The organism is Polynucleobacter sp. MWH-UH24A (genome assembly GCF_018687475.1).
Taxonomy (GTDB): Bacteria; Pseudomonadota; Gammaproteobacteria; order Burkholderiales; family Burkholderiaceae; genus Polynucleobacter.
The window spans coordinates 302199-323042 of sequence record NZ_CP061292.1 but is presented as its reverse complement, the minus strand read 5'-3'; the positions used below and the strand labels follow the sequence as shown (position 1 = coordinate 323042).

Genomic DNA, 20844 nt, shown 5'->3' with positions numbered 1-20844 from the left:
TACTACAGCTTACTTAGCCGTAGATTCCCATTTAGTTTGATGTATTTTTAACTTCGGATGAGAAACCAAAAGGTGCCAAACCACTGCCTGAAAAGCTTCTGAATGTGGTGTTACATTATCGGTATTTACAGTTGGAACAACTACACAAGAATCTGCGACTTGAGCAGTATAGCCGCCATCCCGACCAACCACCCCAATTACTTTGGAGCCTACTGATTTTCCATACTTCAATGCCTCAACTAAGTTAGGACTGATGTTTTTTTCTAAATTTCCTCCGCCAACTGAAAAAATAAACAGCATATCTTTTGAGGTAAGTTTGCTGACTTTAAGCCATTCAATAAAAATTGAAACCCATCCCTCATCATTTGCGCGTGCAGTCAACTCTGATACGTTATCAGTGGGAGCATATGATTCAATACCTACAATCTTGCGAAAGTCATTTACGGCATGTGAACAATTTCCAGCACTACCGCCTACACCTAAAAAAAAGATTCGACCACTATCTATTTTTACTTGAGCTATCAGATCTGCCATTTTTTCAATTGCTCTTACATCCATCCTTTTAATAATCTCAACCGCTTCATTCAAATGTTTTTCTGCGTAACTCATAAACTACCCTTTACTATTTTTCCTAATAAATACGCTTCTGTATCGACTATTCCTTGGTGTGATCCAATTTCATAAAATCTTTCAAAAACTTCGTAGCCAGCAAGCTCACCAGCTAATGATAGTTTATTATAAATTTTTGAAAGATCAAATGACTGCCCATCAGGGCAGTCCTGTAGTGCGTCAATTTTTAAAATTCCTAGGCCATAATCAATGTAATTCATTTGAGATCGAATTGTATTCTTGTTGTATTCAATAATTTGGTCCGCATGATATTCCACATTACTTTTATCCCACTGGTTCTCATTTCTGAGTACAGTCATTAGTCCTTTCTTACCACTAGCTAGATAGAATTTTTCTACATCTGAAAAAACGATAGGCAAATAAGAGTCTCCGTATAAGATAAAAAAATACTCGCCCAGTAGTGGCAAGGCTTGTCTGAGTGCACCGCCCGTTCCTAAGGGTGTTGGACCATCTAGTGAATAGCTAACTTGCATACCCCAACGGGAGCCATCATCGACAACCTCTTGGATCATTTCACCCAAATATCCAATGCACAAAACTACCGAATTAATACCTTGTTGGTGCAAATAATCAAGTTGATGATAAATAAAAGGCTTACCAGCAACTGGAATAAGTGACTTTGGAATTGTTTCAGTAATAGGACGTAGTCGTGTTGCTAGGCCACCGGCTAATATTGCAACTGGGAACATTAGGATGACATCATAACTTTAGTACCTTCAAAATCAAATTTAAAGCGAACTTCTTCTAAACCGATACCAGTCATTGCCCTCCGTAATTGAGTTCGATCCTTTGCCATGAACATCAAAAATCCGCCTCCTCCGGCCCCAACTAATTTCCCACCAATAGCGCCATTGTTTATGGCTAGCTGATACCAGTCATCAATCTGGGAATTACTCATCCCACTTGTGCGGCGCTTTTTATGCTCCCAATGTTCATGCATGAGCTCTCCAAGTAACTCGGTATCACCCTCTTCTAATGCCGCTTTACTTCTATACCCCAAATTCTTTACATAATGTAAATTAGCTATCATATCAGTATCATTTAGCTGCGACTTTAACTTTTGATCCTTTAAGATCTTGCTAGCACTTCTTGAAAAACCAGTAAAAAATAGAAGTAAATTGTCCTCAAGATCAAATATGGTTTCCATGCTAATTTTTAGGGGAGAGGCCGTTACTTTTCCATCCCTATGAAATGTAAAGCAAGTTAATCCGCCAACTGAGGCAGCATACTGATCTTGCTTACCAATGGGCTCACCAAGACGATCAATCTCAATATGACAAGCTAATTCAGCTAATTCTTCTTGATGAATATGGCGTTTACGATGGGCATACAAGGCCTTTATTAATGCAGTGGTAAAGCTACCTGATGAACCAAGACCCGTTCCGGCGGGGATATCTGCAAGAGTGGTGATTTCTACTTGGGGCGTACGAAATCCCATAATACTCAACGCTTCCCGAATAATCGGATGATGCACATCTGTAATTTTTTTTACATGTTCTAGTTGACTGTATTTAAGATAAATCCCATCAGTAAAAGGACGTGTGATCGTTACATAGACGTACTTATCAATCGCCGCTGCAATTAAAAAGCCTTCATGATCTTCATAATAGGAAGCTAAATCAGTTCCCCCGCCCCCTAAGGTGATGCGAAGTGGGCTACGTACAATGATCATAACCAGAATCCTTGTAAATTTTTTCAATTATTTTTAAGACTTGATAAGCATCATTTAGCCCAGCAGCCGGGTCACGGTCTAGCTGAATATCTTCATAAAACTCTGCCATCTCTAAAGCCCATGAATTATCACTCATTGGATACTCCCACGACACAGTTTCAGGGGGGCCCATTTGAGGAAGCATTCTGTAGTAGGTTAATTTCTCTAACCCATAGCTTCCACCCAATCCAGATATATCTAATTTTCCATCCTTACCATAAATCTCCATTGAAAAAAGATTTTTCCATTCGGTGCATGAGGCATGCAAAAAAGCTACTTGCTTTTTTGGTGTCTTTAACAACATAAATCCATTGTCATCTACAGGCATATTCCAATAGAAGGTGTTAGCGAAACCATCAATTTCAGAAAAGTCACCTAAAAACCACCGCGACAGATCAATTAAATGAGGTCCTTGATCAATTAGTTCTCCTCCACCCGACAATTTAGGATCAGCACGCCACTCTTTGTCATAACCCAAACGAGCGCCATGCCCATAGCGTGCACGTATAAACATTAGTTCACCTAAATCACCAGAAATAACAATCTCTTTGGATTTTCTTAACGCCCGATGGTATCGGTGATTAAATCCTACATGAACCTTGGCGCTGCTTTCCTGCAATGCTAAAAAAATTGGCTCCAGCTCAGCACTGGCTCGGGCGGCTGGCTTTTCCACTAATACGTTTTTACCAGAGTTAACTGCAGCTAGGGTAATTTCTGCTAATGAGTCGTGCAATGTAGAGATAATCACGATATCAACCTCATTCAAAGCAATTAAATCTCGCCAATCGTTAAATGATTTAGCTTTGAAGCGATTGGCCAGAGATAAAGCCCTATCCATAGCAATATCGGCACATGCGATTAACTTGCCACCAGAACCTAATGCATTAGCTCTTTTTTGACCTATTAATCCGCATCCAATAATACCCACTCCGAATACATGATTTTTTTTTGTCACCTATCACCCCAATCTATATTACGATCACGGCCAACAATTCTTCGTAAAGTAAATAAATCGGTATTATCAAGCTCAGAGATATGATTTGGCCATTCCTCCCAATTGTCCCAAGTTACGCTTATTAGTTTTCCTGTAATACCTCTGCCAGCATTACCAGCCAAAAAGAGGATAAGATCTGCGACTCTATCCATACATGCGCCACCATCGGTAAAAACTTTGTTCGCTAACTCTAACTCACGTTCACCTGCATTTAAAGGAGATGCCAAAATTTTTTCCAGCATATTGGTTTTCAATGCGCCCGGAGCTATACAATTCACATTAATATTTTGAGGCCTTAACTCATTAGCTATAGTTTCGCTAAATCTTACTAAAGCTGCTTTTGACGAAGAGTAAGAGCTAAATCCTGGCCTAGGCCCAGTAGCACCCCCGCCAGAGAGATTAATGATTGAGGGATTTAATGCCTGATTTAATAATGGAATAAGCTCTTTACAGAGTAAAACCGGTGCCAATAAATTAATTTGTAGAGCTTCAATCCATTCATCAAAATCATTTTGCTGCAAAGATCCAATAGGACCTTGAATTGCGGCGTTATTAACAAGAAGATCTAATGACTGATATTTTTCTTTCATGGAACAGGAAAAATTTTTGATTTGATCATTAGAAGCCAAATCACATGATACTAGCTCTAGAGTCTGAAAAGATCTATTCTCGAATGAAGCACATTTATCCACAAGAGCCTTCTTGTCTCTCGCCACCAATATCAAGCTCCAACCAGCATACCAAAATCTACAAGCTAGATGTGCACCAAGTCCCCTGGAGGCGCCCGTGATTAAGGCGAGCGGTGAATTCATAAGCGTGCCTCAAATACCCATTCATTCGATCGTAAAAATTTTACTGTCTTAATAATGCCCTCTTCGATAGAGACTTTTGGTCGCCACCCAAGTGCATTTATTTTATTTGTATTCAAAAAGATAAATGGGTTATCCCCTATCCAACCCCGATCCCCACCAGAATAATCAAGCGCCGGGCTAACCCCCAACTCCTTGCAAATCCAGTTAATAGAATCGTTTACCTGAACATAACTGTCAACACCTAAATTAAAAATATTCACTTTATCACTAGATTTAGCTGTAGCTAATAAAATCGCATCAATACAGTCTTGAATATATAGATATGACTTACGTTGCTTACCATTACCCAACACTTCCAAACGTGTTGGGTTTATTTTTAGCTTACGATAAAAATCAAAAATATGTCCATGCGTATAACGTTCGCCTAGAATTGAAACAAATCTAAAGATCCAAGATCGAAAACCAAAACCTTCACAATATGCGGCTATTAATCCTTCACACGCAACCTTAGAAGCTCCATACAATGAGGTTTGAATTGGAAATGGTCCATTTTCAGGGGTGGGAATAACTGGCGACTCGCCATATACTGAACCGGTCGAAGAAAAAACAATTTGTTTGACTCCATTGAAGCGCATAGCCTCTAAGACATTATAGGTTACTATGGTGTTCTGCTCAAGGTCCTTGCGCGGGTGATTGGTACCAAAGCGAACATCTGCATTTGCTGATAAGTGAAATACTAAATCGATATTTTTAAAAATATTTTTTAATTTGTCAAGATTAAGTAAATCAACTTCAAAAAGAGTAAATGAATTATTTAATAATGCGTTATTTAAAAAACGACGCTGTCCCGAGGAAAAATTATCAATACCATAAACTATGTGTCCCTCTAATAAAAGTCGATCAACGAGTGAGCTCCCTATAAAACCTGCGCATCCTGTTACCATGCATTTCATAGTTCTATTCCGTTTAACGCAAAATGTTAATTAACAAGATACTATTTTAAGGGATTAGATAGTAAGGCGGCTATTATGAGAATTAACTCTTGGTTAAATTTAACCTTAACATACACTGCCGATTAGTCTAAGTTGCTCTAAGTCGTAAGCTGATTTATCATTTGCTGATAAGTTCCTACGCGTTTGATAGTGCCGCTACTCATCTCTACTATTTGTGTACAATTTTTTAATGTAGTAATGCGATGAGCGATAATTAATAGGGTAAGATTTGCGCTTAAGCCCTCGATTGCTTGCATGACTGCCATCTCAGTTTCGCTATCCAGGGCGCTGGTTGCCTCGTCAAAAATAATAACATTTGCTTGCTTGTATAAAGCACGTGCAATTCCTATTCGCTGACGCTGGCCACCCGATAGACGTACTCCACGCTCACCGACAAAAGTCTGGTATTTCTGAGGCCAGCTTTCAATAGTCTCGGATATCTGTGCCTGTTGTGCAGCAAACATGACACGTTCAAAATCTATGTGTTCCTTGGGTAGGCCAAATGCAATATTTTCAGCAACAGAGCAGTCAGCCAAAAAGATAACTTGTGGTACATGGGCAATTTGAGCCTGCCATTGTCGGTGATTGCCGAGCGTAATGGGGCAACCATCTACTTCAATTACTCCATTTGTCGGCTGCAAAAGGCCCATTATGATATCGAGCAGTGTACTTTTACCGCTGCCTGTAACACCAATAAAACCAACGCGACCTCCCTTAGGGATGGTTAAATTTACCCCCCTCAGCACATAAGGTGATAGCATGGAATAAGCAAAATTTATCTGCCTAAGTACGATCTTATGCATGAAAGGCAATGGGTAGGCAGCTGGAAGATCAGCATAATCAGGTAAAGGCTGCTCGAGTAATTCTAGGGCGTCTTGCAATGAAGCTTGGCTACCGCGTATACCTGACCAAGAACTATATGCCTGTTGTAAGACAGGTAACAATCGCTGTGCGCCTAATGCCATAGCACCAAGAATTGGAATAGTCTTAGCGATACCTTCATCTTGATACATTAGTAAATAAGCCAATGTAGCCAAGAGTACCATTCCCAAGGCCTCCATTACATAACGAGGGCTATTACTGATAAACGCAATGTTACCTTGAGCACGTCGATAGGAATGGTCAGCTTTAGCATAAATCTTGCAGTAAGTTGCTTGACTTCCATCTATCAGAACATCGCGAATACCGCCCAGACCCTCTTGCAGGGATTTAATAACAAGAGTTGACTCACGCGCATTGATCTGGCTATTAATCATCAATTGATTACGGGAAAATTTAATTATTAATAGATAAAGCACACCAAATCCGCCGAATGATGCCAGCGCTATAACAGGATTAACCAATAACAGGATGATTAGGATGGCAATAAGCATGATGCTTGAAGTAATAATACTGATTACATTTGCCACCACTCCAGCAACATAATTAGTTTTAGTGGTTATGCCATTAATGACTTCACTACTATTGCGGGCACACTGTGCAGCATAAGGCTGATAAAGCGTACGTCGATAAATGCTGATACTCAGGTCAGCACCGGTGGCAAACGACAAGCGGATACTAGCCCATAATAATAGCAAACGCATAGCACCAGCTATCAATGCTGCCATTCCGAAGCTAATCGTAAGTGGTAACAAAAGCTCGGAAGGCTCAGTGATTTTTAAAGTCTGAATAAAGGGTTGTAAAGAAGGCGTATTGAAAACGCTCTCTGGCGCAGTTAGTACGCCTAGAAAAGGCAATACTGCTCCAATACTAATAACCTCTGCAAAGGAGCTAAGCATCATCAACAGAACTAATATCGCAAATTGCAAACGACGTCGACGGCTAATTTGATGCCAGAGGCGCTTTAGTAGGCTTGATATAGATTGCCTGCCTTGAACTGACTGCCCGTTACTTAGATCCAACATAGGTTTAACTCTATCTAAATCTAGCCTGAGAAAACAAACCATTTTACAGTACTGCAAAGCATGATTTACCTTTAAATTTATCAAATCTATTGCAGCAAATTTACAACAGGGAACATATACTGAATTTTTTAAATTTTTTGATCTTCGAATTACGATAAAATGCGAGATTGGTGTATTTCTTAACACAACTGAGATCAACACAAAAAATTTTCATAAGACTTGTAAATGATAAAACTCGTTATATGCGACCTTTACCATAGAGCAATGGCTCTAAGAAAGACCACCCTTCGACTGTAATGCAGACTGACTAGCAACTAGCCCACAAACAATAGGGTTAAGAGCTTTTATGCTAATTCTTTGCATCAAGTGGGGGGTCGTAGTTAAGGACTCTAGTAACCAGCTACCAAACCCAGCATCTAATAAATGATCTTCAATGGTCATAATTTGATCAAATTTCTCTATCTGTTTGGGTTGGTCTTTTTTATAGCTCATACCCCATAACGGTAGACTATACAATTCGAAATCAGGGTATCGACCGCCTTTTTGCCAACCGGCTGCAATCTGCAGGCCATTTCCAGTAGTAATAATCGCTTTAGAAGCTGTTTTGTTATTTTTTGATATTTTTTTCCAAATACCAGGCTCTAAATTTGGTAAAGAATCATGCATAAACGCCTCGCCTTCCTTGCCCAATCTTAAATAGGAGGGCTGAGGATATTCGGTTAAATATCGCAGACATGCACGTACCTCCATTGGGTCTCCGGGGGCTGATATAAGCATATTTGGCATAGACCTCATTAACGCATAATCTTGTACCGCATGATGCGAATAGCCCAAATTTCCATATGCTAAACCACCCCCTATAGCAACAATAGTAACTGGTAACTGATGATAGGCAACATCATTCCTAATTTGCTCAGCACACCTGAATGTCGGAAAATTAGCAATCGAATAAATAAAGACATGACAACCCTCTGAAGCCAACCCTGCTGCCATACTCATCATATTTTGCTCAGCTACGCCAGCATTAAAAAATCGATCTGGAAATTGCTCCTGAAAGGGCTCAACAACTGAGAATCCCAAATCCCCAACTATCAAGACAATATTCCGATTGACCTTAGCAATCTTTATTAACTCATCAATGAAGGCTTTACGCATTCTCTGACTCAATCTCTTTGATGGCTTGTAAAAGCTCATCATTATTGGGACTGCGATAATGCCATAACACCTGATTCTCCATAAAACTTACACCCTTACCTTTAATGGTATGCGCAATGATCACTTTAGGTCTATTAATACCGGAAACTTTCAGTACCTGAGACAACATAACATGATCATGTCCATTCAACTCAACTACATCAGCCCCAAATGATCTAAATTTTTCTGAAAGTGGTTCTAAGGCAAGCGTCTTATCTATACTCGTTAAACTTTGAAGTTTATTGTAGTCGACAATAACTGTTAAATTACATAATTGATGATGAGATGCAAACATTAGAGCCTCCCAATTACTTCCCTCATTTAACTCGCCATCACTTAAAATCACAAAAACACGCCAACATAGATTCCGACGCTTAGCATAAAGCGCTTTACCAACACCAAAGGGCAAACCATGCCCAAGAGAACCCGAGGAAAATTCAACCCCTGGAACTTTGTGACTAATATGATTCATCATTAGCGAAAAATCATCACCATAAGTTTCTAAATTTTTTTTGGGGAAAAATTTCATTTCAGCTAATGCAGCGTAGATAGTCACGCAAGCGTGTCCCTTACTAAGAATTAATCTATCCCTACAGGGGTTTTTTGGATTTCGAGGAAAAATTTTTAGAACATCAGCATACAGGACGCCAACGATATCGGCGATTGATAAGGCGCTTCCTATGTGGGATGCGTTTGCCTTAGTAACCATCTTTAGCGCATTAATTCGAATATTTTTTGACAGCTCTTTGCTTGATATTTTCATATCTCAAATTCCAATCAGCAGTTTTTCGAATTGCATCACGCAAATTAATCTTAGGTATTACGTGTAAAGCTTGCTTAATTCTATTGATATCAGGAATATATGAGTCAATAGTTTTATTATTAACCTGATGAATATTTATACAGACATCAGAATTAAGTGTGTCTTTGACAATATTAGCTAACTTCCTAATTGAAACTACTTCATCGCCTCCTACATTAAATACATTATTTGAATTATCTGATAAAAGTATTTTCAACAAACAAATGCATAAATCCGAGGTATACATATACGTACGCAATGGCGTTCCATCACCCCTAATTTCAATAGTATGACCTTGAAGAGACGCCTCGATAAAGTTACCAATAGCGAAATGTTGGTTTAGCGGCAAATAAGGCCCGACGAATGCAAAACATCTTGCAATTTTTACCTTGATACTCAGGCTACTAACTTGTTGGGTCAACCATTCTGATAACTGCTTTCCTAACGCGTAAGCTGATTTTGGAGATACAAGATCAGCTCCACCAATATACGACTCCGAAAATTTGACATTAGCGTTGGGTGACTTGCCATATACTGCGCCAGAACTAAGCAACAAAAAGCGTTCACAACCTAACTCAATAGAATAAGATAATACATTTGAAGTGCCATCCAAACTAGTTCTGAGAATTTGCATAGGATCGAATTGTTGCAACACATCTGTAGCGGCATGGATTACAAAATCAATTCTTTTGATTGGTAAATTACACAAGTTATCACATACGTCACTTTGATAAAGTTTGAACTGGGTGTGCTTCTTAAAGTGCGGATAATTTCGGTAAAACTTTTCACAATCTCTTGAGATAGCCAATATTTCTATATTGAGGCTGTTTTTTTCATTAATCCATAAAAGGCATTCAACTAGGTTTTTACCTATAAACCCTGTTGCCCCGGTTAAAAATATTTTTTTGTTACGAAGTTTCTCAAGATCTAACTTCATTCCATCAGAAATAGCTTCAAGATCCTCTTCCGGGCAAAGATACATCAAAAATTTACACCTAAATATGTTTCAATTTTAGTCGCAACAAAGTCGAGTATTTCTTCTGTGAGTGCGGGCTGTACACCAATCCAAAAGGTATTACTCATAACATTATCTGTGTGAGTTAAGGCACCACTCACTCGATACTTTACATTAACCATATATGGCTGACGAATTAAATTACCTGCAAATAATAAACGCGTGCCAATCTTATTTTGATCAAGATATGTAGTTAAATCCAATCTTGACACGGGTGATTTCTTTTTTAGCGTAATTGGAAAACCAAACCAGGATGGATTAGAGTCTTCCGTACAGACAGGCAATTGTAAATAATCTTCACATGATTTTAAGCGCTGATTTAAAAATTTGAAGTTGTTTTTACGCTTTTGAATAAATTCAGGAGCCTTTTCTAACTGTGCAACAGCACAAGCAGCTTGCATATCTGTGATTTTTAAGTTATAACCCAAATGACTGTAGGTATATTTATGATCGTATCCTTCAGGCAAATTTCCTAGCTTCCAGCAAAATCTTTTACCACAGGTATTATCTGTTCCAGGAGGACAATAACAATCACGACCCCAATCGCGAAAACTCTCAGCAATCTGCTTTAACTCATAATTATTTGTAAATACTGCTCCACCTTCCCCCATGGTGATATGATGAGCGGGATAAAAGCTCAAGGTTGCAATATCCCCAAATGTGCCAACCATACGATCCTTATAGGTAGATCCTAAAGCATCACAGCAATCCTCTACCAACCAAAGGTTGTACTTTTTACACAAATCAGTCACTACATCCAAGTTAAAAGGATTTCCTAAAGAGTGCGCCAACATGATAGCTTTTGTTTTTTGGCCAATCGCTGCCTCAATTTTTTTGACATCAATGTTGAGCGTTAGGGGATCGATATCCACAAAAACAGGTATAGCGCCAAATTGAATTATCGGATTGACTGTTGTTGGAAAACCAGCTGCAACGCCAATCACTTCATCACCACGCTTGATAGCACGCTCACCTAATTTAGGCGAGGTCAATGTTGAAAATGCGACTAAATTTGCAGAAGAGCCTGAATTAACCGTAATAACATGTTTAACGCCAATAAATTCAGCTAATTTTTTTTCAAATAAGTCATTAAAACGACCTGCTGTAAGCCAACCATCTAAAGAGGCATCAATCATATTTTTCAACTCTTGAGCCCCAATTACTTTGCCAGATGGCGGCACAACAGTTTTCCCGGGAACAAATGATCTTTGCGCAAACTCAATTGCAGCATATTCATCAACTAATACTGCAATTTGCTGACGTATTTTTTCCTGTTGCCTCTTTTTCTCATCAATTGTTTGCACATTCATATCAATTACAAACTCCTAGTTATTCATATACTGCTTAATTTGAGAAAGACTAATTTCTTGCATATCTTTCTTTTCTTGAAAAGCTCTTTGCCAATCTACACTTTTTTTAATTGCTGTTTCTAAATTCCATTTAGGTACCCAAGCCAAATGTTGCCTAGCTTTAGAGCAATCCAACTTAAGAAAATTTGCTTCATGAGGCTGTTCCTCACCTTCTTTTTCCCAACTAGCACATCCCCATTGTTTAATCAATAAATTAATTACCTCTTGAACCGATCGGACATCTTCATCTTGCGGTCCAAAATTCCAAGGAGATGCATAGATCATTCCTCGCTCATAAAGCGCCTGAGCTAAAATCAAATATCCAGATAGAGGCTCCAAAACATGTTGCCAAGGTCTGGTCGCTAGCGGGTTGCGAATTTTTAGTGTTTGTCGTGCCTCGAAAGCTTTGATAGCATCTGGAATTAATCTGTCTTTAGACCAATCTCCCCCACCAATTACATTACCAGCTCGAGCAGACGCAACAGCATTTTGATGTTTTATCCATTTATCCTGAGAAAAAAATGATTGGCGATAAGCTGCGGTTACTAATTCTGCGCAACCCTTACTATTACTGTAGGGGTCGTAACCACCCATAGGATCATTTTCACGGTATCCCCACTCCCACTCTTTATTTTCGTAACACTTATCAGTAGTTACAATAACGGTTGCCTTTAAGCTGCTAATTTGACGGGACGCCTCTAATACATGCACTGTCCCCATAACATTAGTTGCATAGGTCTCAACTGGATTTGAATATGAATATCTTACCAATGGTTGAGCAGCCATATGAATTAACACATCTGGTTGAGCCGAGAACATTGATTGGTTCAAATACTCAAAATCTTGAACATCACCAATATGAGATTTCTCAATTAGACTAGATACTTTCAACACTTCAAATAAATTAGGCTGAGTATTTGGCTCTAAAGCAAAGCCAACCACTTTTGCTCCCATAGAAGTCAACCACAAAGATAACCACCCACCTTTAAAACCTGTATGACCTGTCAAGAAGACCTTTTTATCCGCCCAAAAAGTTGGGGTGACAGAAGAAAATTTCACGGCCAAACTTTCCAAGGTGCTAAGCCGGAGGACCAAAGCTCTTCAAGATAATTTTTATCCCGAAGGGTATCCATCGGGTGCCAAAAACCTAAGTGAGCATAAGCTGCCATCTCATTAGTTCTAGCTAATGTCTCTAATGGCTCTTGCTCCCATACGGTAGAGTCATCTTTCAACAGAGATAAAACTGAAGGAGACAACACAAAAAAACCACCATTAATCATTCCACCATCACCTTTCGGCTTTTCTTTGAATGAGGTCACTTTATGATCATTAATATCCAATGCGCCAAAACGCCCTGGGGGATACACGGCCGTCAATGTTGCCTGGGCACTTTGCTGCTGGTGAAACGTAACTAAATTTTTAATATTAATATCTGAAATACCATCGCCATATGTAAAGCAAAAGGCCTCTTCATCCTTGATGTATTGGCCAACTCGCTTTAGTCGGCCACCAGTCTTTGTTTCCTCACCAGTATCTACGAGTGTTACTTTCCAGGGTTCTGCAAATTGTTCATGAACCTCCATACTATTTTTCTGCATATCAAAAGTGATGTCTGAGGTATGCAAGAAATAGTTAGCAAAGTACTCTTTAATCATATACCCTTTATACCCACAGCAAATAATAAAATCATTGATTCCATGATGGGAATAAATTTTCATGATGTGCCAGAGAATGGGTTTTCCACCAACCTCAATCATGGGTTTTGGACGCATTACACTCTCTTCAGATATTCGCGTACCAAGCCCACCGGCAAGAATAACTGCTTTCATAGTATCCTACTCAAGAAACAATGTATTGTGATTAATCTGCTTAAGAATCTGATCTTTAATTTCTGAGCTGTATGCACCAGCCTTTAGAATTACAAATGGAAGATCAAAATTCTTGAGCACCTCAGGCGAAAAAACCATCAATTTAGTACCGTAAAGCCTTTTACCTTGCTTATTCTTATCGTTATCTAGAATTCCGGTAATTTTAGAAACATTTAAACCAAACTCAATTAAATACTGCGTAAAAATATGTGCGCCAAAAATAAAAATTTCTTTCCGCTTACCTACTAAATCTAACTTTGAATTTATAGTATCTACCAAATTCTTATAGTGGGTTATGTAATTTAGGAATATTTCTTTATTAATTTGATACAAATTGGGTGGTAAAGCCTTCAAAATAAATGAGTCAATTTTTTGATAGGAGTAAAAAATACTATGATCATCTAAAAAATATTTTTTTTCAACTAATTCAAAGCCATACTTACCTAGTAAATACTCTACATAAGGTTCAGTAAGAAAAATTGTATGCTCAAAATTTAGACAATTATTATATTTTCTATTGAGCATAACTTTCATATTAGGAATGCTAAATATCAATCGCTTACCAGTGGTAAGGAATTTACCTAAATTTTTAATAAATTGATCTGGATAGTAGATATGCTCAAAAACATGAGAATGAACTATAGCATCAACTGGGTCTTCTAACGAAAAATTTTCGTCAAAAAAGCCTTTGATATATCGAGCATCCACACCTTCCGCAGGATCGGGATTCGGCTCAAGAATTACCCAACTTGCATGAGGAATCTTTTTAAATTCTCTACTCAAAATTCCATGTCCACCCCCGATCTCAAGAATGTTGTTAGGGGAGAATTTTTCCACGAACTCAGCAAAGGCTTGATGATGTTGGAGCCAAATTGCACCAACGCATCCTGAACCATGTTGATTCTTATAAAGTACATTAGCTGGGATTAAGGGATTCAATTGAATCAATCCGGAGCTTTTTGATATGAACCAATTCATATCCGCCATTAAATCAGAAGATTCATCTTTGGAAGAGCACCCCATAAACACCGGAAAATTTGGAAAAGAGTGCAACAATTCCAAATCGTGCTGCATAGTGATAGGGTCAAAATCTCTATTAATTAGATTCATTTTGATTCCAATTGCTTTTTTAATATCGATTTTCCAAGCGCATATAACAAAAGCCCATAGGGGTAATGATGCAAGGCAGCTATATTTAAATATATTAGAGCCGTAAGAGTTAAAACTTTTTTCTGATCATATCCGCGATCTTTAATCCATATTTCAAAATATTTTTCGCAATCAACTAGGATTTGTTTGCGATTAAAGTCATAGTTAATTACATCATCATTCCAATTAATACTATAGTAATTACCTACAATCAATTCATGATTAACTATTAATCCATGCAAAAGCTTGGCGAAATCATAATAAATATCGCCAGTCGATATATCTCCACCAAAATCCTGACGCCAATCTAAAAAAATAAATTTTCGATCTGATGATGTCAAAAGTATATTTTCAAAGTGAAAATCACCATGAAATCTTCCCGCCAAACCATCTGCCAACCAATCCCAATCTATGGAATCCAATAAATCTTTTAGCAAAGGCATGCTCAGACCGTTAATTTTCTCTGCACCATCCTCCCTAGAGAAATTCTTGTAGAATAATTTTACGCGTTCATAAGTTTTATCCCGATAAAACCATAAGCATTTCTCTTTAAAAGAAAGCTTATCTTTTGCATTGAGAGCTTCCAGCCTCCAAAACTGCGCGGAATGATCTAGCAAACTTTTAAATAAAGGCAAATTAACTACATCAGAAAATATTCTGCCCTCTGCCTTGACATAGCGATACATATTCACACCACTTCCAGTGATGCTAGGTACAAATCCTTCCAACTCTTTTGCACGCTCTACTCTATTAGATATAAATTCCTTATCGTTGGAAAATTTAATCGCATGGTTACCTACAAACCAAATGGCTTCATTCGCCTTCTCTAGAATATTTGGCTCATCTGGATCACAATAAAACTCTCTGGCTCTGATTAAGGCATCAACATTTCCAGTGTCATGCCATGTAAAAGATTTAGCCTCAATACCGTTTGACAATAATGCACGCAAACCATGTGCCTCTCCAGCCTGAATTGCTTTAGGGCCGCCAGACTCCATTGCCATCCAAAATGCCTCATGATTAGCGATCCCCGCTAGTCCAATATAAGGTTTGTAGCCCGTAAACTTACCCGCCCCTTTCTCGCAGATCTCAATAACCCGATCATATGCAACTTCTAAAGTTCTGTAGTGATCAAGATCTTGCACCTCGGCATAGCCCATCCAATTCTTATCTGGCGGAGGAATAAACTCATCTACCAAAGTATCGCAAGAAATAAAAACAAAGGGTTCCTGAAGATGCTGCTTACATGCAAGCAAACTTAATCCCAAGCCTGAACCTTCTCCCTCAAAGGGAACAACATGTGCATAATCAAAATGGCGATCTGGATATGCAAGTTCCAAAAATTCTTGCACAAGGTTTCCTTTATAGCCTAGTGCAATAACAAATTTTGCATCAGCGGGAAACTGCTCTAATAAATGGCAAATTATAGGGCGATTAGCTATACCTACTAAGGATTTGTTAAGGTAACGAGTTAGCTCTCCCAATCTTGAGCCAGTTCCTGCAGTGGGGATGCATACCTTGTAACTCATTACTGAGCCCGTTGGTAATCATCCACCAATCTAATAACATCATCCATCTCGGGAGTTGATGCCTCTAAATACACACTATCCTCTATACCTTCCATGCGATGAATCAGTCCGGGCGGAATGGTAATAGTGTCACCTGCATAGTAAAGCTTTTCAATCAGCGCATCTTGTGTTTGCCCTTGAATAATCTTCAAAACTCCTGAGAGTACGTAGATCGTTTCTTTTTTGCGATTATGATATTGCAAACTACAGCGATGACCAGCCCACATAGTTAATTTCTTGACCATGTATTTATCATTAATCTCAACAACTTCTTCTCGCCCCCAGGGCTTTTCGATAATCTGCATTTTCAATTCTTGAATAATTTAAGTATTAAATTTTGTAAGCGCCATATTCGGGATGAAACTCAAAAAACTTATCGTAAAAAAATTTGACATATTGCTGCATAGACCAGCGACTGTTAAATCCATATTTGTTACGAAGCCATTGTTTACCCTCAGAAACATACAGTCGGAGATTTTCTTGATAATCTTCGGTCTTGATAAGATCTGCCTGGTTGATTAAATATGACTCATTCTCGCCCGCCCAGACTGCTGAAGTGATGGCAGCAGCCCAATCATTTGCGTAGGCTTTGGCAATTAATTCGGATTCACTCAAATACCCTCTGAAATTTTCACCGTCAAATAAAAAATTCATAAAGTCTGGTTTATTAATATTACATACCGATTCTATAAATTCCCTACGTAACAAAAGGGAGTTATTATGGATAAACCAAAAATATTTGGTTGACTCCTTTTCTAATAACAATTTCTCACCCCAGAGCTCAGAACAGGGTGATAGAATTCCTAGTTTAGGATGCTCGTCCATGATATTCATCAGCGGGGCTATCGTTGGCATTTGTCCAAGTTCAGTATCATTGGTAAGCAAAAAAAATGCATCGTAAATCTTAAATCTATTTTCTTTCCAAAGTTGACTCAAACCGAAATTCATGCCTCGACCATAGCGTAGCCCATACTTGATAGCATCATTCCAACTAGCGTGCCAAGTACAGTTCTTACTTAACTTAGATGCATCAGAGCCCGCCTCAACGATAAAAATATCAGTCATATCATTATCAAACTTTTTGAGATGCTCACATAATCGCTCTGTTACCTCCGGTAGATTTCTATTTAAGATAATTGTCGCAACGCGTGCCAATTTAACCTCCCGCTATTCTGAAATTTTTCATATATCGGAAAATACTTCTCTTGACTTGATTTTTTAAATAGAAATCAAGATCGATCTGTTTTTTTACTAAATCTTTTCTTGCTATTGCTTTGATTTCATCGCATTCTTGCATAGAAAATACATAGTGCCCAGAAATAATAGATCTATCTCGGTCGCTTGCTGTGGTTTCATCTAACATCCACTTTTCCCACTTCTTGGAATCATAAGAAAGCTTTAAGAAGTCATCTGCTAAACTCTGCAAACTGTTTCTTTCTAAAATATCTAGCAAAGCTAAGGTTTCGGCCACACCAAATTCAGGAGCGACATTAGCAGCATGAATGCCCAGTCTAGGATGCCATTGCAAGGCTTCATCTGACAAGTAGTCAGTGTTGTGCTCTTTCATCATTATTCCATAATGATTGCAAATTTCAATCATCTTAGGAACCTGAATCTCAGCAGGCAGCTCATTAATAACCCTCAATGGCGTATCAAATGAACCCACATTACGTGTTTCCATTACCCTTGTGCCCGTTTGGATGACTACAAATGACGGCTGAGGAATATTATTTTTTTTGCAAAATTTAATTATCTCACTAAGCGTATAGTTAAGCTCTTCTTGTGTATTAGTTCTGCCACTTTGCTCTTCGGTTCCCACTTCAAAAATCACTTCACGACCCAAGCGCTGGGCATGAGTCCAGCAATAATCGTATAAATCAAACACCCGGTCCAAAATTTCATCTACATTTGGTTTGCAGTGAATATCAACGCTAGGGTCAATGTGAAGGACTTGGAAGCCTGCCTCTAAGTCTCTAAGATAAGACAATTTTGCTGAATCCATTGCTCTGCGTAGACTTAAATTCTCGTCTACTTCTTTAGTGCTCTGCCATGGGCCACCATGATCACGTGCCAGTAAGATTTTTCCTTTTTGGTCGTTGTCAATAACATATCTTGCAAACTCTTGAGTAGTCCAATTATTGACATAACCACCATCAAACTCTTCAGAATCAATCTGACGACGACTAGCAATTAGCAATAGTGGCGCCTCATACTCATTGGCAAGTTCTACTGCTGCGTCTACACAATTCAGGCTCATTGGACCCACGCCCAATAAGGTACATTTATTTTTATTTAAAAACGTTTTTAGTCTTTGTTGAATCATACGGTCCACTCCCCAGAGACTTTATTTTGAGAATCGGGTAGGACTTGGGGATTATATGGAGTAAAAAATTTCTCCATAATATGGAGGCAAGCCTCTGCAACGGCCCTGTCGCCACCAGACCTTTCTGTTACGAAATCAGCGTGCTCCTTTGCTAATTTATCTCCATTGGCTGGTGAGATTGCGTACCCGACCTCACGCATAACATAGTGATCGAAGATGCCATCTCCCATATAAATCACGTCCTCAAGAGCATAACGCTCTTTGATCCAATCAATTCGGCGAATCGTACTCACAATTTCTAATGGGAATTTCATATCATCAACAATTCGCTTGTGAGAGATTGAAAATCCTTTTTTATCTCCAGTAACAAAGCAAATTTCAAGATCATTTTTTAATAAAGAGAGGCCATCGTTATCATCTGGGCCAAAAATCTTCATTACCTTACCCTTGGAGGTATAAAGAAAATGGCCAGTGGTCATTACGCCATCGACATCTAAAATAAAATACTTTGGTTTCTTTATTAACATTAATTGAAACCATTAATTTCTGATATCGATAAAGAGCGGTAATGAGTTTGCCGATACTCAATCCCCGATGTGGTAACACCGCACCCCTGGAAATTCAAATTTCTTCGCAGCGCTCTTCCCCTGCCTTTGGGTCGCTGACGACAAACCGACCGCTCAAGGGATTGAGACCATTCCTTCGAATGGGATGTTCTCTTCGCTCTTCGCCTAGGCGATAATCTGCCCAGGCGAATATGTATCAAAACCAAGACACTCGCCATAATTAGTACCGTTGAAATGTATTTGGTCTCTTTACACTGCAAGAAGAAGGTGTTAAGTTTGTAGACTGCACCTTGGGAGGGGGTCGGGATAAGCGGGCACGCCTGCTTGTTGACGTTTTGGATAAAGCTATCCCACTTTACGAGGCCCTTTTCCTTTCCGATTTTAAGGCTGCAATTAATCTTTCCCGGACTCATGCTTAAAGCATTGGCTAGTTGGTGCTGGATCATGATGGGACAAGCCCCAATCAGGCTCAGGGGTTGAAGATGAATATAGTGATTGCCGTCGGCGGTGGGCATAGACTTTTCTCGCTCAAGGCTTAATCCAATTAATTAAATAATATCAGAAACTATAATTTGTTCATTGAGTGGACAGCCTCTTTTGCAGTTTGTACCCTTGTAGGCCACACGTAAGCATGAAGACCTGGGGCGGAATGTATGTTACACCCTGTCGTACCATCAAATCAAGTCGCCATTATTAAAGAATCACGACTCAATTTACCACTCATTATTAATTTTAAAATGGGGAAAAGCCTTAAACTTTAGCCGTTGGTAGCAGATTTTCCAGCGCTCTTAAGGCTCTATTGCCCAATAGAAACGCAAGCATCAAAAAGCCAGTAATGAAAGATCCCCCAACAATGTTCTTCAAAGTATTACCGGACTTATTAACAGATGAGGAATTATTAACATACAGGCTATTGCCAAATTTCACCTTGATGATTTTTAATTGGAGTTGGATACCATCAAGGACTTTGAACGCCTTGATGTCCTCAGGCGCAGACTTAGCACGCAGGTTTTCTTCGCTAGCCATGAGGATCTTGAGCATAGCGATGCCGTCGAAGCGGTTGGTTAATTGCGGTGATATCTCATCTAAGAAGGCCTGATAGATTTTGATTTCACTGAGCTCGTCATTTAGATGCTTAAGGGCCTGATTTTTTGCGATGATGTCGCTTTTGATCGCAATAATTTGGGTGGTCAGCGGCAGATACTTCGCACCTGAGTCCTTGGGGTCGACCAGTTGCTGGATGACGCTGGTGGAGTTGGGATAGCTCTTTTGCAATAACTCCAGGTTCTTGGCACGCTCGCTCAAGTAGGCGATCTCGATCTCGGTAGCCGAGATCTGTGCCTGAACAGAAGCTTGATCTAGAACGGACTTTCTCTCGAAACCTAATAATAGATCCTTAATGGCGATGTAGGTCGCACCATTGCTAATAAACCGAGTCACTTCACTAGCTTCGTTGAGCGCTTTTGCCTCGGATGAAGCGGTTGAAGTAATGACAAAAGATTGGATCGTATCCGAAACGCTTTCGAGATTTTTACTTGAGACCGGCAATTCCTTGCCATCAGTTTTACTTAATAAATAGTTAACGCGAACGTTTTGTTTAAACCAAGTGGGACTACTGATTCTTTTGAAGATAGCGACTTGATTTTCAGGCACTACCTTCCTATTAAGCATCTCAGCCGCTAAAATGGGAAAAAGGTTTTCCATGGAGCGCCAGGAACGAATGTCGAAACTACCATTGTTTTGCAAGATTATTCCCGCAGTGTATTTAGGAAAGGCTAAGGAGCCGCCCAGACCCAGAAACGCTCCTACAATTCCAGCTCCAAGAAGTAGTTTCCAAGTCTCTTGAATAAATTTAAAAATATCAACGAGTGAAATCTCAGTTTCAACTTGACTCGGTGCGTTTGCGTTGAAATGATTGTTCACCCACATCCTTTTGCTTTAATGGAAAATATTAGAAGATTATAAAT

At 39.1% G+C, this 20844-nt stretch carries 20 protein-coding genes; all 20 read right to left on the bottom strand.

The features are described 5' to 3' along the window. Positions 1 to 9: 9 nt before the first annotated feature. Positions 10 to 609: an SIS domain-containing protein gene (locus ICV32_RS01730; protein ID WP_215371416.1), complete on the bottom strand. Its 600-nt coding sequence runs from the start codon at positions 607 to 609 to the stop codon at positions 10 to 12. Continuing rightward, positions 606 to 1319 (bottom strand): nucleotidyltransferase family protein, encoded by a 714-nt coding sequence (locus tag ICV32_RS01725; protein ID WP_215371415.1) that lies wholly within the window; start codon positions 1317 to 1319, stop codon positions 606 to 608. Before ICV32_RS01725 ends, ICV32_RS01730 begins: the two co-directional genes overlap by 4 nt. Then, positions 1319 to 2302, bottom strand: coding sequence for a GHMP kinase (locus tag ICV32_RS01720; RefSeq protein ID WP_215371413.1), 984 nt, complete (start codon positions 2300 to 2302; stop codon positions 1319 to 1321). The genes ICV32_RS01725 and ICV32_RS01720 overlap by 1 nt, the downstream gene beginning before the upstream one ends. Then, a complete protein-coding gene (locus tag ICV32_RS01715; protein WP_215371411.1) occupies positions 2286 to 3296 on the bottom strand; it encodes a Gfo/Idh/MocA family protein in 1011 nt (336 codons plus the stop codon). Before ICV32_RS01715 ends, ICV32_RS01720 begins: the two co-directional genes overlap by 17 nt. Continuing rightward, positions 3293 to 4147, bottom strand: coding sequence for an SDR family oxidoreductase (locus tag ICV32_RS01710; protein WP_215371409.1), 855 nt, complete (start codon positions 4145 to 4147; stop codon positions 3293 to 3295). The genes ICV32_RS01715 and ICV32_RS01710 overlap by 4 nt, the downstream gene beginning before the upstream one ends. Further along, positions 4144 to 5100, bottom strand: a complete 957-nt coding sequence (locus ICV32_RS01705) for an NAD-dependent epimerase/dehydratase family protein (RefSeq protein WP_215371407.1) — start codon at positions 5098 to 5100, stop codon at positions 4144 to 4146. The genes ICV32_RS01710 and ICV32_RS01705 overlap by 4 nt, the downstream gene beginning before the upstream one ends. Positions 5101 to 5237: 137 nt before the next feature. Next, complete coding sequence (locus tag ICV32_RS01700; protein ID WP_215371406.1) at positions 5238 to 7244, bottom strand: ABC transporter ATP-binding protein; 2007 nt, start codon at positions 7242 to 7244, stop codon at positions 5238 to 5240. A gap of 69 nt (positions 7245 to 7313) precedes the next feature. Beyond that, a complete protein-coding gene (locus tag ICV32_RS01695; RefSeq protein ID WP_215371404.1) occupies positions 7314 to 8198 on the bottom strand; it encodes a transketolase family protein in 885 nt (294 codons plus the stop codon). Then, positions 8191 to 9000, bottom strand: a complete 810-nt coding sequence (locus ICV32_RS01690) for a transketolase (RefSeq protein WP_215371402.1) — start codon at positions 8998 to 9000, stop codon at positions 8191 to 8193. Before ICV32_RS01690 ends, ICV32_RS01695 begins: the two co-directional genes overlap by 8 nt. Beyond that, positions 8957 to 10021, bottom strand: coding sequence for an NAD(P)-dependent oxidoreductase (locus tag ICV32_RS01685; protein ID WP_251371957.1), 1065 nt, complete (start codon positions 10019 to 10021; stop codon positions 8957 to 8959). The genes ICV32_RS01690 and ICV32_RS01685 overlap by 44 nt, the downstream gene beginning before the upstream one ends. Continuing rightward, on the bottom strand, positions 10021 to 11364 hold the full coding sequence (rfbH, locus tag ICV32_RS01680; RefSeq protein WP_215371397.1) for a lipopolysaccharide biosynthesis protein RfbH: 1344 nt from the start codon (positions 11362 to 11364) through the stop codon (positions 10021 to 10023). The genes ICV32_RS01685 and rfbH overlap by 1 nt, the downstream gene beginning before the upstream one ends. Before the next feature lie 15 nt (positions 11365 to 11379). Further along, positions 11380 to 12462, bottom strand: a complete 1083-nt coding sequence (rfbG, locus tag ICV32_RS01675) for a CDP-glucose 4,6-dehydratase (RefSeq protein ID WP_215371396.1) — start codon at positions 12460 to 12462, stop codon at positions 11380 to 11382. Further along, entirely contained in the window at positions 12459 to 13232 is a 774-nt protein-coding gene (gene rfbF / locus ICV32_RS01670; protein ID WP_215371394.1) for a glucose-1-phosphate cytidylyltransferase, read from the bottom strand. Before rfbF ends, rfbG begins: the two co-directional genes overlap by 4 nt. Before the next feature lie 6 nt (positions 13233 to 13238). After that, the gene (locus ICV32_RS01665; protein WP_215371392.1) at positions 13239 to 14381 is read right to left on the bottom strand and encodes a class I SAM-dependent methyltransferase; all 1143 of its coding nucleotides are present in this window, start codon (positions 14379 to 14381) and stop codon (positions 13239 to 13241) included. Further along, complete coding sequence (locus ICV32_RS01660; RefSeq protein ID WP_215371391.1) at positions 14378 to 15949, bottom strand: phosphotransferase; 1572 nt, start codon at positions 15947 to 15949, stop codon at positions 14378 to 14380. The genes ICV32_RS01665 and ICV32_RS01660 overlap by 4 nt, the downstream gene beginning before the upstream one ends. Continuing rightward, a complete protein-coding gene (locus ICV32_RS01655; protein WP_215371389.1) occupies positions 15949 to 16293 on the bottom strand; it encodes a cupin domain-containing protein in 345 nt (114 codons plus the stop codon). The genes ICV32_RS01660 and ICV32_RS01655 overlap by 1 nt, the downstream gene beginning before the upstream one ends. A 25-nt stretch (positions 16294 to 16318) precedes the next feature. Then, positions 16319 to 17143, bottom strand: coding sequence for a hypothetical protein (locus tag ICV32_RS01650; RefSeq protein ID WP_215371386.1), 825 nt, complete (start codon positions 17141 to 17143; stop codon positions 16319 to 16321). Position 17144: 1 nt separating this feature from the next. Then, positions 17145 to 18311 carry a class II D-tagatose-bisphosphate aldolase non-catalytic subunit gene (locus ICV32_RS01645; protein WP_215371384.1) on the bottom strand — a complete coding sequence of 389 codons (1167 nt, stop codon included), beginning with the start codon at positions 18309 to 18311 and terminating at the stop codon, positions 17145 to 17147. Next, on the bottom strand, positions 18308 to 18838 hold the full coding sequence (locus ICV32_RS01640) for an HAD hydrolase family protein (RefSeq protein WP_215371382.1): 531 nt from the start codon (positions 18836 to 18838) through the stop codon (positions 18308 to 18310). The genes ICV32_RS01645 and ICV32_RS01640 overlap by 4 nt, the downstream gene beginning before the upstream one ends. A 789-nt stretch (positions 18839 to 19627) precedes the next feature. Then, positions 19628 to 20800, bottom strand: a complete 1173-nt coding sequence (locus ICV32_RS01635) for a hypothetical protein (RefSeq protein WP_215371380.1) — start codon at positions 20798 to 20800, stop codon at positions 19628 to 19630. Positions 20801 to 20844 lie beyond the last annotated feature (44 nt).